The following is a 13,173-nucleotide window of genomic DNA, read 5'->3' as shown; positions in this document are numbered from 1 at the left end:
GATGATGAAGCCGACGAGATCGAGAGTTTTGATTAGTGAATTAGTTATCAAATTTATTTATATCACAATTATAGATTTTATCGACAGCAAATATATTATTGAATAGAACTATTTAGATTCTTAAAAGGTTTATTTATATAATATCAGATTTGCAGACGTTTAATATAATTTAAAACTTCTGACCGCACGCGTATTCATGAAAACCCGTCTAAACCTCCACAAAGCGGGCAGTCAGCCATCCATCTCAGGTCCGCTGAAGCCCGACCGAGCATGAAGTCAGCAATGCCCAGAACGCCGCCAAGCGCCAACCAGCGCGGCGGTGCTCGACACGATCGATCCAAACCTCTTGCACGCCAGCTTGATCGAGCCCGCCACTGCATGATCGTGCGCTGATTTTCGCCGTGTTTCGGTTCCTGCTTTTTGCTGGAGTAACGCATGATGGCGATCAAGACGGTGGGAATGTTAATGGCGGGCCTCCTGCTCGGCGGCTGCCAAACAGTGCAGCAGGCGGCGGAGGCGCGGAAGAAGGTGGTCTGTTTCAAGGCTGGTTATGGCGAGGCGTCGCCTCAGCACGCTGAATGCATGCGCACCATGCTGCCGGTCGCGATGAGCATGGAAGCGTCGCGCCGGATGGACGACATTGGCGAGGGGCTGGCGTTGATCGCAGCCGGCACGCAGCGGCGATAGAGGCAGCAGCGGAACACCGCGTAGATGAATATCCGGAGTTATAGCCGGTGTCTGATGGGGCCCCATCGAAACTTGCGTTGGCCCTTGTGCAGGGCGGTGACAAAACCATCCAATGAAGCGCCGTCGTTTGTGCTGGCGCGGGCGGCGTAAAAGCCATCCATTTGGATAGGCTGATCCCTTTTGGGGTTGGCGGGGATGTTCGCGGTGGAGGTCTACGCGGCGGTTCGGCAGTTCGTGTTCAATCAGGGGAAGAGCCGCCGGGAGGCGGCGCGTGTTTTTGGTCTGAGCCGCGAGACGATTGCGAAGATGTGCCGGTTCTCGCTGCCGCCGGGGTACACGCGAACGAAGCCTGCCGGGAAGCCGAAGTTGGGTCCGTTGCTGCCGGTGATCGACGCAATCCTGGAGGCTGACCGGAGCGCGCCGGTGAAGCAGCGCCATACGGCCAAGCGGATCTTCGAGCGCCTGCGCGACGAGCATGGTTTCGCTGGCGGCTACACGGTGGTGAAGGATTACGTGCGGATCGGCCGGGCGCGTGGGCGCGAGACCTTCGTGCCGCTGGCGCATCCGCCGGGACACGCCCAGGTGGATTTCGGCGAGGCGATCGCGGTGATTGGCGGGGTTCGGCAGAAGATCCATTTCTTCTGCATGGACCTGCCGCAGTCGGACGCCTGCTTCGTGAAGGCCTATCCCCGCGAGACGACGGAAGCGTTCCTGGACGGCCATGTCTCGGCCTTCGGCTTCTTCGAAGGGGTGCCGCTGTCGATCCTGTACGACAACACGCGCATCGCGGTGGCGAAGATCTGCGGCGACGGCAAGCGCGAGCGAACCCGCGCCTTCACCGAGCTGGTCAGCCATTATCTGTTCCGGGATCGCTTCGGCCGTCCAGGCAAGGGCAACGACAAGGGCAAGGTCGAGGGCCTGGTGAAGTACGCCCGCTCCAACTTCATGACGCCGATCCCGGTGGTGGCAAGCTTTGAGGCGCTGAACGCCAGGCTGGCTGAGCGTTGCCGTCTCCGGCAGGGGGAACGAGCCGGGCGGCATGCCGGGACGATCGGAGAACGGCTTGTCGCCGATCTGGCGGCGTTGCGCGACCTGCCGGCCGTGCCGCTGGAGCCGTGCGAGAAGCGCAGCGCGCGGGTCTCCTCGACCGCATTGGTGCGCTACCGCTCAAACGATTACTCCGTGCCCACAGCTTACGGCTTTCAGGATGTCGTGGTGAAGGGCTTCGTCGATGCGGTCGTGATCCTGTGCGGTGGCGCCGAGATTGCCCGTCACCCGCGCTGCTATGGCGAAGGCGTGTTCGTCTCCAACCCACTGCATTATCTCGCCCTGATCGAGACCAAGCCCAATGCGCTCGACCAGGCGGCGGCGCTCCAGGGCTGGGATCTGCCCGAGGCCTTCCAGCACCTGCGCCATCTGCTGGAGGCGCGCATGGGCAACCGTGGCAAGCGCGAGTTCATCCAGGTGCTGCGGCTGATGGAGGCGATGCCGCGAGATATGGTGACCTTCGCGGTGACCGAGGCGATCCGCCTCGGTGCCATCGGCTTCGACGCGGTCAAGCTGATCGCGCTGGCGCGGATCGAGCGCAGGCCCGCCCGTCTCGACCTGTCGGCCTATCCCCATCTGCCGAGGACGACGGTCAGGACAACCGCGGCCGCCGACTATGCCGTGCTCCTGCCGGAGGAAGCGGCATGACCAGTAACACCAGCGACGCGATGCCGGCGGGAACGACCAGCGGCACGCCGCAGGTCCTGCTGGCGCATCATCTCAAGCAGCTGAAGCTGCCGACGGTGCTGCGCGAGTACGACAAGGTCGCCCGCGAATGCGCGCGCGATGGCGTCGATCATCCGCGCTATCTGCTGCGCCTGATCGAGCTCGAACTGATCGACCGCGAGCGCCGCACGGTCGAGCGGCGCATCCGGGCGGCGCGCTTCCCGGCGGTGAAGAGCTTCGACACCTTCGACTTCGCCGCCATCCCCGACCTCAACAAGATGCTCGTCCTGGAGCTGGCACGCTGCGGTTATCTCCTGCGCCGGGAGAACATCATCGCGCTCGGCAATAGCGGCACCGGCAAGACCCATGTCGCGCTCGCACTTGGCCTGGCGGCTTGCCAGAAAGGCTTCTCCGTCACGTTCACGACGGCGGCTTCTCTGGTCAACCAGTTGCTGGAGGCCCGCGACGAGCGCCGCCTGCTCAAGCTTCAGCGCGATCTGCAGGCGGTCAAGCTGCTCATCGTCGACGAACTTGGCTACGTGCCGTTGTCGCCGACCGGAGCCGAGCTCTTGTTCGAGACCTTCTCGCAACGCTACGAGCGCGGCTCGACCATCGTCACCTCGAACCTGCCCTTCGAGGACTGGACCTCGGTCCTGGGATCGGAGCGTCTCACCGGCGCACTGCTCGACCGGCTCACCCACCACGTCAGCATCCTGGCCATGAACGGCGACAGCTACCGGCTCAAACAATCCGCCGGCCGACGCCGCGCTATCGCCGCGGCGGAGCAAAACCAGGCCACCGTCGAGCACATCGATCCAAACACCGGCGAGATCACCGAAAGCTGATCAGAAACGAACGCGACGATAAGCCAAGGGCCCCGATCGGGGCCCTTGGCTTATCGTCCTCCGGCGCCATCGCTGGCCTGGTTTTGCTCCGCCACGCTGGCCTGGAAACCGACCGCCGTTGACAGACATACTTGCGCGAATTGAAAATCGAGTAGGTCGGAATTGGGCCACGTTTAGCGGCTCGGTAGAATTTAAATGCTGGTACGCCCAACTCCTCCGAGACCTCGGTAAACGTCATGAGCTTGTCGAGCTTCTTCGGGTCCATGTGACAATCCTCCAGTCGAAAACCAATCGGAGGAAAAAAACACCTCGGGAAGCGCGTTACAATTTCCCGTGGTTTGGCTACAGGGTCTCGGTTACTCAGCGGTTCCAGTCGCATCCTCGGATAGCATTCCATAACCGTTGCGTGGGTGCATTTTTGACAAAAGACACCGAATGCTTACCTTTGTACTGGCGCGTTACAAGAAGACAGCCTCGAACGCTGTTTCAATACCACGACGATACGCGAAATCGCTTGCCAAGGTTGGGGTCGAGGGTTCGAATCCCTTCTCCCGCTCCAGGACATCACATCGCCAGCGAGGCACGCAAGCGTCGGGTTTCCCGGCGCTTTTTTACGTTTTTGCCCCTGCGGCGGCTGGAGCAGCCATGAGGGCATCCCTGGCTGTCGGCGGCGGGGGGGCGTGCCGCATTCGCCGGCCGACGCAAAGGCCGCCGATCTGCGCAAGCCGGGCAAGGACCAGCCGCATCGGCCATGTCCAGCGCTGCACCCAGTGCTCCAGTCAATACCGGCGCTTCCTCAGTTCGGCTTTTCGGTCCGTATGAAGGGCGCCATGTTCAGCTCGAAGGTTTTCTGGATGCGGCCATAGCATTCGCATGAGTGCTGATGGATCAGCTCCCGATCGAGCACCGTCAGATCGCCGCGCGAATACTCGATCGCCCCGATCTCCATCAATTTGGAGCATACCATGTTGACCGTCGCCCGGCGGAATCCGAGCACCTGGGACATGGCCGCCTGGGTGAGCTGGAAGGAATCGCCGACGACACGGTCATGAGCGTGCAGGAGCCAGCGCGAGATGCGCTCTTCCGCGCTGTGCAGGCTGTTGCAGGCGACCGATTCGAGCAACTGGATGATCAGGCATTTGGCATAGCGCAGCATCGCGTCCCGCACGCAGGGAAAGCTCGCGATGGCTTCGTCGAGATCCTCGATGGAAAGCCAGGATGCGTAGCCGGGCACCATGACTGCGGATCGGCTGATCGCTCCTCCGCCCCCCACGATCAGCGCGATACCGATGAAGCCCTCATGGCCGATCGAAGCCTTCTCGACGCTTCTCCCGTCGCTCATCTCGGCTTTCAGGGAAATGACGCCTTCATGCGGGAAGATCGCATGGGTGAAAGGCTCGCTGTCATCGTAGAGCGTCTGGCCGAGCGACAGGCGCCGTGTGATCAGCCGTGTCTTCAGAAAGGCCTGTGCTTCCGGACGCACCGAGAGCAACACCTGGTTCCGAATCTCGAAGTCCCCCTTCAGTTCCTGTTTCAAGCATGTCTCCGAAGCATTCTGATGTCGTTGCCCTTGAACATGTTTGCTAATTGTTAACCTTAAGTTATGTACGTTACGGTACGTAATAAGTCCGAACACGATCACATTAGAGCGCGCATCCACGCGCGTCGACCGGGCGCCAGGAGCATGTATCCCATGAGTCTGCTTGGACCCAAAGCGGCGGGCGAAGCTGAAACGGGAACACTTGACCGCGCCGGCGAGGCGTCGCACGCGGTTTCTCCACCAGGAACCGCGGCGAATGGCGACGACATCGCCGAACATCTTCGCTTCGCCGGCATCGACGACGAGACGCGGGCGCTCCTGCGGGAGATTCGGCCGATCGTGACGGCCCGAGCTGCCCGATATCCTCGACGGCTTCTACAGCCACATCCAGACATTCCCGGATGCGGCTCAATTATTCCGGAGCGCGGAGGTGATCGCGCACGCCCGGGAGATGCAGATCGCGCATTGGGATCTCATCACCGATGGCGCATTCGACGGCCGCTACGCCGCATCGGTCCGCCGCATCGGCGAGGTCCATTACCGGCTCGGCCTGGAGCCGCGCTCCTATATCGGCGCCTACAGCTTCATTATCACGCGATTGATCAACCGCGTCCGCGTGATCGACAGTCGCTGGCGCGTCGGCCGAGAGAGCCGGAAATGGAAGATGGCGACCGCTCTCAACCGCGCCGCCCTCCTGGACATGGACCTCGCCATTTCGGTCTATCTCGAGGCGGCGCGCAGGAATCGGCGTGAAACGCTCGACCGGCTGGCGGCAAATTTCGAGCAGGTGGTCGCCACGGTCGTCCGCTCCGTCTCTTCGGCGGCGAACGATCTGCAATCGTCGACCGGCTTGCTCGCAGCCTCGTCGAGCGAGACGATGCACGAGGCCGATGCTGCCTCGGACGCGTCCATGGAGGCGACGCGGAACATCGAGACCATCGCTTCCGCCACGGATCAACTGGCCGCGTCCCTCAATGAAATCGGCCACCAGATCGCGACGTCGGGCACGATCGCCACGAGAGCCGTGAGCGAGGCGGAGCAGATCACCTCGCAGGTCGGCGGATTGAGCGGATCGGTGGATCGAATCGACGGGATTGTCGACGTCATCCGCGCGATCGCCGACAAGACCAAGCTCCTTGCCCTCAACGCCAGCATTGAAGCCGCCCGTGCCGGCGAGACGGGCCGCGGCTTTTCGGTCGTCGCAGCCGAGGTGAAGCAGCTCGCGGTCCAGACGGAGAAAGCAACCGCCGAGATCGATTCCCAGATCGGGACCATTCGCGACTTCACCCGATATGTCGCAGCCGCGGTCGGCACGATCAGGCAGACCATTCGGGAGATGAACGATATCGGCTCGGTCGTCGCCGGCGCGATCGAACGCCAGGAAGACGCGACCCAGCAGACCGCTCGCAATGTGCAGCAGGCCTGGCAGCGATCCGCCGAGGTGGCGAACAACATCGTCGGCGTCACGCGGCTCGCCTCGGATTCGAGCGCGGCATCCGCGCGCGCCCTGTCCGCCACGACCGACCTCGCGCGTCAGATCGAGAAACTGACCTCGGAGGCGGAGAAATTCCTCGCACGCGTGGGAGTATCCTGAAGAATACGACAGAATTTTCCATACACCGAGGTAAAACCCGTAGCCCATACTGAGATTTGTTGCCTCGAGTGACACCGTCTGAATACGCCGGACTGGAATAAAATCCAACCATCGACCAGTTAAATTGGAGGTATTCGCATGTCTTCGTCTAATGATTTGTCTCAACGTCTTGATTTCATCATTGCATGAACCGGATCTCGCCAACATCCAGGCCGTGAAGCCGATCATCATGCAGGCGCTGCCCGAGGCGCTCGACGCGTTCTACGATCAGGTTCGGGCGTTTCCCCAGACGAAAGGATTCTTCCCGGCGGAAAGCCAGATTTCCGGCGCGAAGAGCAAGCAGATCGCTCATTGGGATATGATTTCGAGCGCCCGCTTCGACGACGAGTATGTCCGGGCCGTCACGGTCGTCGGACAGGTTCATGCGCGCATCGGCCTCGAGCCGCGCTGGTACATCGGCGGCTATGCCCTGGTGCTGGAATCCCTGATCGGCAAGATCATCGCGGCGCGGTGGCCGCATCCCCGCGGCAGGGCGGACGCCGCGACGCGGTTCGGAAGCCTGTTCCCCGGCCTGCGCTCCGGACACGGCGGCGCCGCGACCGGCACGAGCGCGGAGATCGTGAGCGCGGAGGTGAGCGCCATCGCGAAAGCGACCCTGCTCGACATGGATTTCGCGATATCGGTCTATCTCGAGGCGGCGGAGGCCGCCCGGCTAAAGGCCGAGCAGGAGGTCCTGACGCGGGAGCGCGAGACGGTCGTCAGCTCGGTGGGCAAGGCCATGGCAGCATTGGCCCGGGGCGACCTGACCTTCCGCATGCCCGACGACCTGCCGGTCGAGTACGGCCAGCTCCGCGACGACTTCAACGCGGCGGCTGCCACCTTGCAGGACACGTTGAGAACCGTCCTGTCGACGACGCAGGATATCCGGTCGAGCGTCAACGAGGTCTCGCAGGCCTCGCGCAACCTGGCGCTGCGCGCCGAGGAGCAGGCGGCCTCGCTGGAGGAGAGCGCAGCGACGACCGAGCAATTGGCAGCCTCGGTCAAGACCAATGCGCAATCGTCGCGAAGCGTGGAACAGGGCGCCCACGAGGCCATGCGCGTGGCTGAGGAGGGCGGCTCGATCGTCCGGCAGGCGGTCGAGGCCATGACCGGGATCGACGAGGCATCGAAGAAGATCGCCGATATCACCACCCTCATCGACGCCATCGCGTTCCAGACCAACCTGCTGGCGCTCAACGCCGCCGTCGAGGCCGCCCGCGCCGGTGACGCGGGCCGGGGATTTGCCGTCGTGGCGTCCGAGGTCCGCACCCTGGCGCAACGCTCCAGCGAGGCTTCCAAGGGCATCAATGCGCTGATCAGCGCCGCGAACGGCGAAGTCGCGCGCGGTGTCACCCTGGTCCGCTCGGCCGGCTCCGCGCTGGAGCGGATCGTCGCCGCGACGCAGCAGGTCGCCTCCTCGATCTCCGGCATCTCGACGGGCTCGTCGGAGCAGGCGAACGGCATCGACGAGATGAGTCACACCCTGGCGCTGATGGACGCCGCGACACAGAAGAACTCGGCTCTGGCCGAGGAAAGCGCGGCATCCGCCGTGTCGTTGTCCGGCCAGGTCCAGACGCTCGATCGCCTGATCGCGGTCTTCAGGGTCGACCCTTCGACCGCGCACGGCCCGCCATCGACGCGGCTCGACGCCAGCGGCGAATCCGACCGGCAGGGCGGGCGGGCGGCAACGGCGATATCGGCCGCTCCCCCGAAGCGCCGCCTGGCGCAGGCGGGAGGCACCCGCGACTGAGCGCGCAACCTGCATCGCCTGATGCCGATCAGAGGACGGAAGACATCCCGCCATCGACATAGATGATCTGGCCGTTGACATAGTCGGAGGCCGCCGAGGCCAGGAAAACCGCGGCCCCGACGAGTTCCGCCGGCTTGCCCCAGCGCCGGGCCGGCGTGCGACCCTTCACCCAGGCGTCGAAGGTCGGATTGTCGATCAGCGCCTGGTTCATGTCGGTGATCATGTAGCCCGGCCCGATCGCGTTCGCCTGAATGCCGTGCTCGGCCCACTCCGCCGCCATCGCGCGGGTCAGCATCTTGATGCCGCCCTTGGCGACCGTGTAGGGCGCCACCGTCGCCCGCGCGAGCTCGCTGGTCAGCGAGCCGATATTGATGACCTTGCCGGAGCCGCGCGCGATCATGCGCTTGGCCGCCTCGCGCCCGATCATGAAGGCCGAGGTCAGGTTCGTGTCGATCACCCGCTGCCAATCGGCCGTCGCGAGTTCGACCATCGGCTTGCGGAACTGGATGCCGGCATTGTTGACGAGGATGTCCACAGCGATCCCGGCCGCATCGAAGGTCTCGAAGGCCGCGACGATCTCGGCCTCGGCCGTCACGTCGAAGGCGGCCGGCTCGGCGGCATGGCCGGCCTCGTGGAACTGCGACACGGTCTCGGCCACCCGCACCGGGTCCGTGCCGTTGATCAGGATGCGGGCACCGGCGACGGCCAGCCCTTCCGCCATGGCACGGCCCAGGCCCCGCGAGGAGCCGGTGACGAGCGCGATCTTGCCCGAGAGATCGAAGAGGGGATTGGTCATCTGAACCTCAAAGGCTGGAGCGGCGGACGGTCAGGTCCGAGCGTTCGAACACGGCGGGCAGAAGTTCGACCCCGAGCCCCGGCCCTTCCATCGGCAGGACATAGCCGTCCTTGATCACCGGCATCGTCGTGACGAGTTCGTTGTACCAGCCGGTGTAGAAGGCGCGCACCGATTCCTGGATCAGCGTGTTGGGCTGGCTGAACGAGGCGTGGATCGCCGCGATGAAGCCGACCGGGCCGATGCAGTCATGCGGCGCGAAGGGGCGGTGATAGGTGTCGGCCATCGCCGCGATCTTGCGCCCTTCGGTCAGACCGCCGGTCCAGCAGAGATCGGCCATGACGATGTGCATCGCGTCGCGGTCGAGCATGTCTTTGTAGGGGAAGCGCGAGCCCAGCGTTTCGCTGGCGCAGACCGAAACCGTCGTCGAGCGCGCGAACTCCCCCAGCGCCTGCGGCGAGTTCATCCGGATCGGGTCTTCGTACCAGGTCGGGCTGTACTGCTCGAGCACGCGGGCGATCTTGATCGCGGTCGGCAGGTTCCAGAGCGAGTGGAACTCGACCATGATTTCCATCTTGTCGCCAACCGCCTTGCGGATCTTTTCAAAGGGCTCGCAGGCCTTGCGCATCTGCTCTGGCGTGATGAACATGCCCTGGTTCTCGATCGCCGGCGGGTCGAACGGCCAGATCTTCATCGCCGTGATGCCGCTCTCCAGCAGGCTCTCGGCGACCGCGTCGGCGCGGTTCATGAAGCCGTCGAGATCCTCGTAGGGGCCTTCGGTCTCACCGAGATTCCAGGTCGAGACCGGCTTGATGTTGTGCGAGCGGACATAATTGTAGCCGGCGCAGGTGTTGTAGATCCGCTGCTTGTCGCGGCACAGGCCGCCCAGCATCTGGTGCACGGGCTGGCCGCAGACCTTGCCGAAGACATCCCAGAGCGCGATGTCGACGGCGGAGGTCGCGCGGGATTCGACGCCGGTCGATGCCTGCGCCATCGGCAGGTTGGTCATCTCGCGATGCAGCGCCTCGATGTGGAGCGGGTTCTTGCCGAGCAGCCGCATCGCCAGCGTGTCGTGCAGATGCGCCTCGACGGCGCCCGCGCCATAGAAGGTCTCACCAAGCCCGATGATGCCGGCATCGGTGTGGACACGAACCCACAGCACATTGGCGAACTCTTCGGTCCGTAGCGTTTCGATTGTGGTAATCTTCATGGCCTGCCTCCCTGGCGGCGCGCGCTCTTCGGCGGCCGGACAGGCCGTGGAGCGCTGTGGTTGATGCCGATCAGCCGGGGGCCACGGCACGGCCGGGTCCGACAGAACGAGGTGACCATAAGGGCACTTGTAAAATATCACAATATGTTTAGTGTCTCCGAGAACGCTGGAGCCGCTCAACGAGCTCCGCCACGGAGGAACGACATGGCCCAGGGCGCAAGCCGGCCGAAACTGGTCGAGGCGGATGAAGGCGCGCCGCAGCGCCGCAACCGCGTCAACCTGTTCGATCTGGCCTATCAGCGCATTGAGGAATTGCTGGTCCGCTGCGAACTCGCGCCCGGGCGCTTTCTTGCCATGCAGGATCTGCAGGACCTCACCGGCTTCGGCCGCACGCCGGTCCACCACGCCGTCAACCGCCTCGCCGCCGACACGCTGATCGTGATCCGGCCGCGCCACGGCCTCCAGATTGCGCCGATCGACCTTGCCCGCGAGCGCGTGCTGCTGCAGCTGCGCCGCGACATCGAGCGCTTCGTCATCAGGCTCGCGGCCGAGCGGGCCGGCCCCTCGCACCGCAACCAAATGCTGCACATGGAGCGCCTGCTGCGCGAGCGGCGCGACGGGCTGTCACTCGCCGAATTCAACGCGCTCGACCGCCGGATCGACCAGATGGTTCTGGCCGCCGCCGGCGAGCCCTTCCTCGAGCACACGCTGCGACCGCTCCACACCATCTTCCGGCGCATCGGCTTCATCTATCATACCCATATGGCGCAGATGCCCAGCCTTGACGGCACCATCGACCATCACCTCTCCGTCCTGAACGCTGTCGCGACGCGCAATGCCGAGCGCGGCGTCGCGGCGTCGGACGCGCTGATCGCCTTCGTCGACGGCATGTTCGACGAGATGGAGACCCGCATCGATCCGTCCCTGCTCGATTGCAGCGTCGAACCGCTGCTGAGCCCCTGAATCAAGCCCGCTGAAACAAGCCTCGCCCAGACACATGACGAACGAGAAGCTGCCCGCCATGCGCATCATCTTTCACGGCGACAACGCCGCCTCCTTCAGCAACGGCTTCGCCGAACTCGCCGGCAGCGGCGCGCAGGTCCGCATCCTGCCGGATGTGCTTTCGGCCCCGGCCGAGAGCCAGGCCTATGCCGAGGCCGAGGCGATCATCGGCGTGAAGTTCGACGCCGGCCTGCCCGTGCCGAAGGGGCTGAAGCTCTTCCATGTGCCGGGCGCCGGCTATGACGCGGTCGACCTCGCCTTGCTGCCCGCGCAAGCGAGCGTCTGCAATTGCTTCGGCCACGAGCAGGCGATCGCCGAATATGTGATGAGCGCGCTGCTCGCCCGCGACATCCCGCTCGCCGATGCCGACCAGAAGCTGCGCCGCGGCGACTGGGCCTATTGGGCCGGCTCGCCCGACCGCGTCCATGGCGAGATCGCAGGCAAGACCATCGGCCTGCTCGGCTTCGGCCATATCGGCAAGGCGATCGCGCGCCGCGCCAAGGCTTTCGAGATGCAGGTGCATGTCGCCAACCGCAGCCCGGTCGCGACCTCGGATCTCGTCGACCGCGCCTTCACCCTCGACCAGATGGTGGCGTTCTGCGGTTCGGTCGACGTGGTCGTCGTCTCGGTGCCGCTGACCGGAGACACCACCGGCATCGTCGGCGCGGCTGAGCTGGCGGCGATGAAGCCCGATGCGGTGATCGTCAATGTCGGCCGCGGCCCCACCATCGACGAGGCAGCGCTGTTCGAGGCGCTTCAGGCGCGCCGTATCGGCGGTGCGATCATTGACACATGGTATCAGTACCCAAACCCGGCGGAGCCCACTATTTTGCCGTCGAAGCTGGCTTTCCATGAGCTTTCAAACGTTTTAATGACACCGCACATGTCAGGCTGGACCAGCGGCACCATCCGCCGCCGTCAGCAGACCATGGCGGACAACATCAAGCGGTGCTTCTCCGGCACCGCCCTCATCAACGTGGTGCGAGAGGGACGCTCTATCGCCTGATCGCCAGCAAACCGGCCAAACGAAGCCGGAGCAACAACACATCACCAGATCCCAAACCGAGGAAACGGCACCATGAACCTGACGAAGCATCTCAAGATCGCCGGCACGCTGCTCGCGTTCGGCGCCGGCATGCTGGCCGCCGGCCAGGCCTCTGCCCAGAGCGTCACCGACATCATCAAGCGCGGCTCGGTGAAGATCGGCGTCCTGATCGGCGCGCCGCCCTACGGATCGGTCGATTCGCAGGGCAATGCGATCGGCTACGATGCCGACGTCATCGCGCTGATCGGCAAGTATCTCGGCGTCAAGGTCGAGATGGTCCAGCTCACCCCGCCGGCCCGCATCCCGGCACTGGAAGCCAACAAGGTCGACTTCCTCGTTGCCACGCTGGCCCCGACCCCCGAGCGCGCCAAGGCGGTGATGTTCTCCATCCCCTACAGCGCCTTCCAGACCGGCATCTACGCCAAGAAAAACGTCGCGATCAAAACCTGGGCCGATCTCAAGGGCAAGAAGGTCGGTGTCAACCGCGGCTCCAGCGTCGAGCGCGAGTTCACCAGCCGCGAGAAGGAACTCAACCTTACCATCCTGCGCTTCGAGGACGACGCCACCGTGATGCAGGCGCTGTTCTCCGGCCAGGTCGAGGCCATCGCGGGTCCCGACGCTCAGGCCAACGCGGCCATGAAGGCGCGCGGCGAAACCGAGACCGAGCTGAAATTCGTCTTCGGTGTCCAGCCGAACTCGATGACCATGCGCAAGGACGCCTATGAGCTGCGCCAGTGGCTCAATAACTTCATCTACTACGTCAAGCAGAACGGCGAACTCGACGCGATCTCGCAGAAGTGGGTCGGCAGCCCGCTGCCTCCGCTTCCGACCTTCTGATCCCGGCTCCGGCCAGCGGACGCCAGACGAGCCGGCGCGTGCTCCAGCGCGCCGGCATTCCTCGATCTCGAAGGCCCAAGGAGCGAGCCGTTGCTCTTCCAAGACGTCATTTCCAGAT

Annotated in this window: 11 protein-coding genes; 8 read left to right on the top strand and 3 right to left on the bottom strand. The window is 64.0% G+C overall.

The window, feature by feature from the left end; all coding sequences use genetic code 11:
- Positions 1 to 435: 435 nt before the first annotated feature.
- The 3 genes from C8D03_RS13210 to istB all read left to right on the top strand — a co-directional run bounded on the left by C8D03_RS13210 (position 436) and on the right by istB (position 3,245).
- Positions 436 to 687: a hypothetical protein gene (locus C8D03_RS13210; RefSeq protein WP_108046673.1), complete on the top strand. Its 252-nt coding sequence runs from the start codon at positions 436 to 438 to the stop codon at positions 685 to 687.
- A 195-nt stretch (positions 688 to 882) separates the two neighbouring features.
- Entirely contained in the window at positions 883 to 2,382 is a 1,500-nt protein-coding gene (gene istA / locus C8D03_RS13205; RefSeq protein ID WP_108045076.1) for an IS21 family transposase, read from the top strand.
- A 20-nt stretch (positions 2,383 to 2,402) separates the two neighbouring features.
- Entirely contained in the window at positions 2,403 to 3,245 is an 843-nt protein-coding gene (istB, locus tag C8D03_RS13200; RefSeq protein WP_108045077.1) for an IS21-like element helper ATPase IstB, read from the top strand.
- Positions 3,246 to 4,041: 796 nt separating this feature from the next.
- On the opposite strand, the gene C8D03_RS13195 is transcribed toward istB, so the two are convergent.
- A complete protein-coding gene (locus C8D03_RS13195) occupies positions 4,042 to 5,064 on the bottom strand; it encodes a Crp/Fnr family transcriptional regulator (protein WP_108046672.1) in 1,023 nt (340 codons plus the stop codon).
- Between the two features lie 73 nt (positions 5,065 to 5,137).
- On the opposite strand from C8D03_RS13195, the gene C8D03_RS13190 reads away from it, so the two are divergent.
- Together C8D03_RS13190 and C8D03_RS13185 are read left to right on the top strand one after the other, a co-directional pair.
- The gene (locus C8D03_RS13190; protein WP_282568620.1) at positions 5,138 to 6,379 is read left to right on the top strand and encodes a globin-coupled sensor protein; all 1,242 of its coding nucleotides are present in this window, start codon (positions 5,138 to 5,140) and stop codon (positions 6,377 to 6,379) included.
- A gap of 181 nt (positions 6,380 to 6,560) precedes the next feature.
- Positions 6,561 to 8,168, top strand: coding sequence for a globin-coupled sensor protein (locus tag C8D03_RS13185; RefSeq protein WP_181300956.1), 1,608 nt, complete (start codon positions 6,561 to 6,563; stop codon positions 8,166 to 8,168).
- Between the two features lie 28 nt (positions 8,169 to 8,196).
- Here the strand turns inward: C8D03_RS13185 and C8D03_RS13180 are convergent, their stop codons facing one another.
- Complete coding sequence (locus C8D03_RS13180; protein WP_108046669.1) at positions 8,197 to 8,964, bottom strand: SDR family oxidoreductase; 768 nt, start codon at positions 8,962 to 8,964, stop codon at positions 8,197 to 8,199.
- 7 nt (positions 8,965 to 8,971) lie between these two features.
- Complete coding sequence (locus C8D03_RS13175; protein ID WP_108046668.1) at positions 8,972 to 10,171, bottom strand: mandelate racemase/muconate lactonizing enzyme family protein; 1,200 nt, start codon at positions 10,169 to 10,171, stop codon at positions 8,972 to 8,974.
- Positions 10,172 to 10,375: 204 nt separating this feature from the next.
- On the opposite strand from C8D03_RS13175, the gene C8D03_RS13170 reads away from it, so the two are divergent.
- The 3 genes from C8D03_RS13170 to C8D03_RS13160 all read left to right on the top strand — a co-directional run bounded on the left by C8D03_RS13170 (position 10,376) and on the right by C8D03_RS13160 (position 13,055).
- A complete protein-coding gene (locus C8D03_RS13170; protein ID WP_108046667.1) occupies positions 10,376 to 11,134 on the top strand; it encodes a GntR family transcriptional regulator in 759 nt (252 codons plus the stop codon).
- Between the two features lie 34 nt (positions 11,135 to 11,168).
- On the top strand, positions 11,169 to 12,179 hold the full coding sequence (locus C8D03_RS13165; protein WP_248308454.1) for a 2-hydroxyacid dehydrogenase: 1,011 nt from the start codon (positions 11,169 to 11,171) through the stop codon (positions 12,177 to 12,179).
- 72 nt (positions 12,180 to 12,251) lie between these two features.
- Positions 12,252 to 13,055: a transporter substrate-binding domain-containing protein gene (locus C8D03_RS13160; RefSeq protein ID WP_108046665.1), complete on the top strand. Its 804-nt coding sequence runs from the start codon at positions 12,252 to 12,254 to the stop codon at positions 13,053 to 13,055.
- Positions 13,056 to 13,173: the final 118 nt, after the last annotated feature.

The organism is Bosea sp. 124, from assembly GCF_003046175.1.
Taxonomy (GTDB): domain Bacteria; phylum Pseudomonadota; class Alphaproteobacteria; order Rhizobiales; family Beijerinckiaceae; genus Allobosea.
The sequence above is the reverse complement of the archived record's forward strand: the minus strand, read 5'-3'. Positions and strand labels throughout refer to the sequence as shown.

What these genes read in the sequence shown, in the direction of transcription:
- C8D03_RS13210 (WP_108046673.1), top strand. Translation starts at nt 436, where the DNA reads ATGATGGCGATCAAGACGGTGGGAATGTTAATGGCGGGCCTCCTGCTC.
- istA (WP_108045076.1), top strand. Translation starts at nt 883, where the DNA reads ATGTTCGCGGTGGAGGTCTACGCGGCGGTTCGGCAGTTCGTGTTCAAT.
- istB (WP_108045077.1), top strand. Translation starts at nt 2,403, where the DNA reads ATGCCGGCGGGAACGACCAGCGGCACGCCGCAGGTCCTGCTGGCGCAT.
- C8D03_RS13195 (WP_108046672.1), bottom strand. Translation starts at nt 5,064, where the DNA reads ATGTTCGGCGATGTCGTCGCCATTCGCCGCGGTTCCTGGTGGAGAAAC.
- C8D03_RS13180 (WP_108046669.1), bottom strand. Translation starts at nt 8,964, where the DNA reads ATGACCAATCCCCTCTTCGATCTCTCGGGCAAGATCGCGCTCGTCACC.
- C8D03_RS13175 (WP_108046668.1), bottom strand. Translation starts at nt 10,171, where the DNA reads ATGAAGATTACCACAATCGAAACGCTACGGACCGAAGAGTTCGCCAAT.
- C8D03_RS13170 (WP_108046667.1), top strand. Translation starts at nt 10,376, where the DNA reads ATGGCCCAGGGCGCAAGCCGGCCGAAACTGGTCGAGGCGGATGAAGGC.
- C8D03_RS13165 (WP_248308454.1), top strand. Translation starts at nt 11,169, where the DNA reads ATGACGAACGAGAAGCTGCCCGCCATGCGCATCATCTTTCACGGCGAC.
- C8D03_RS13160 (WP_108046665.1), top strand. Translation starts at nt 12,252, where the DNA reads ATGAACCTGACGAAGCATCTCAAGATCGCCGGCACGCTGCTCGCGTTC.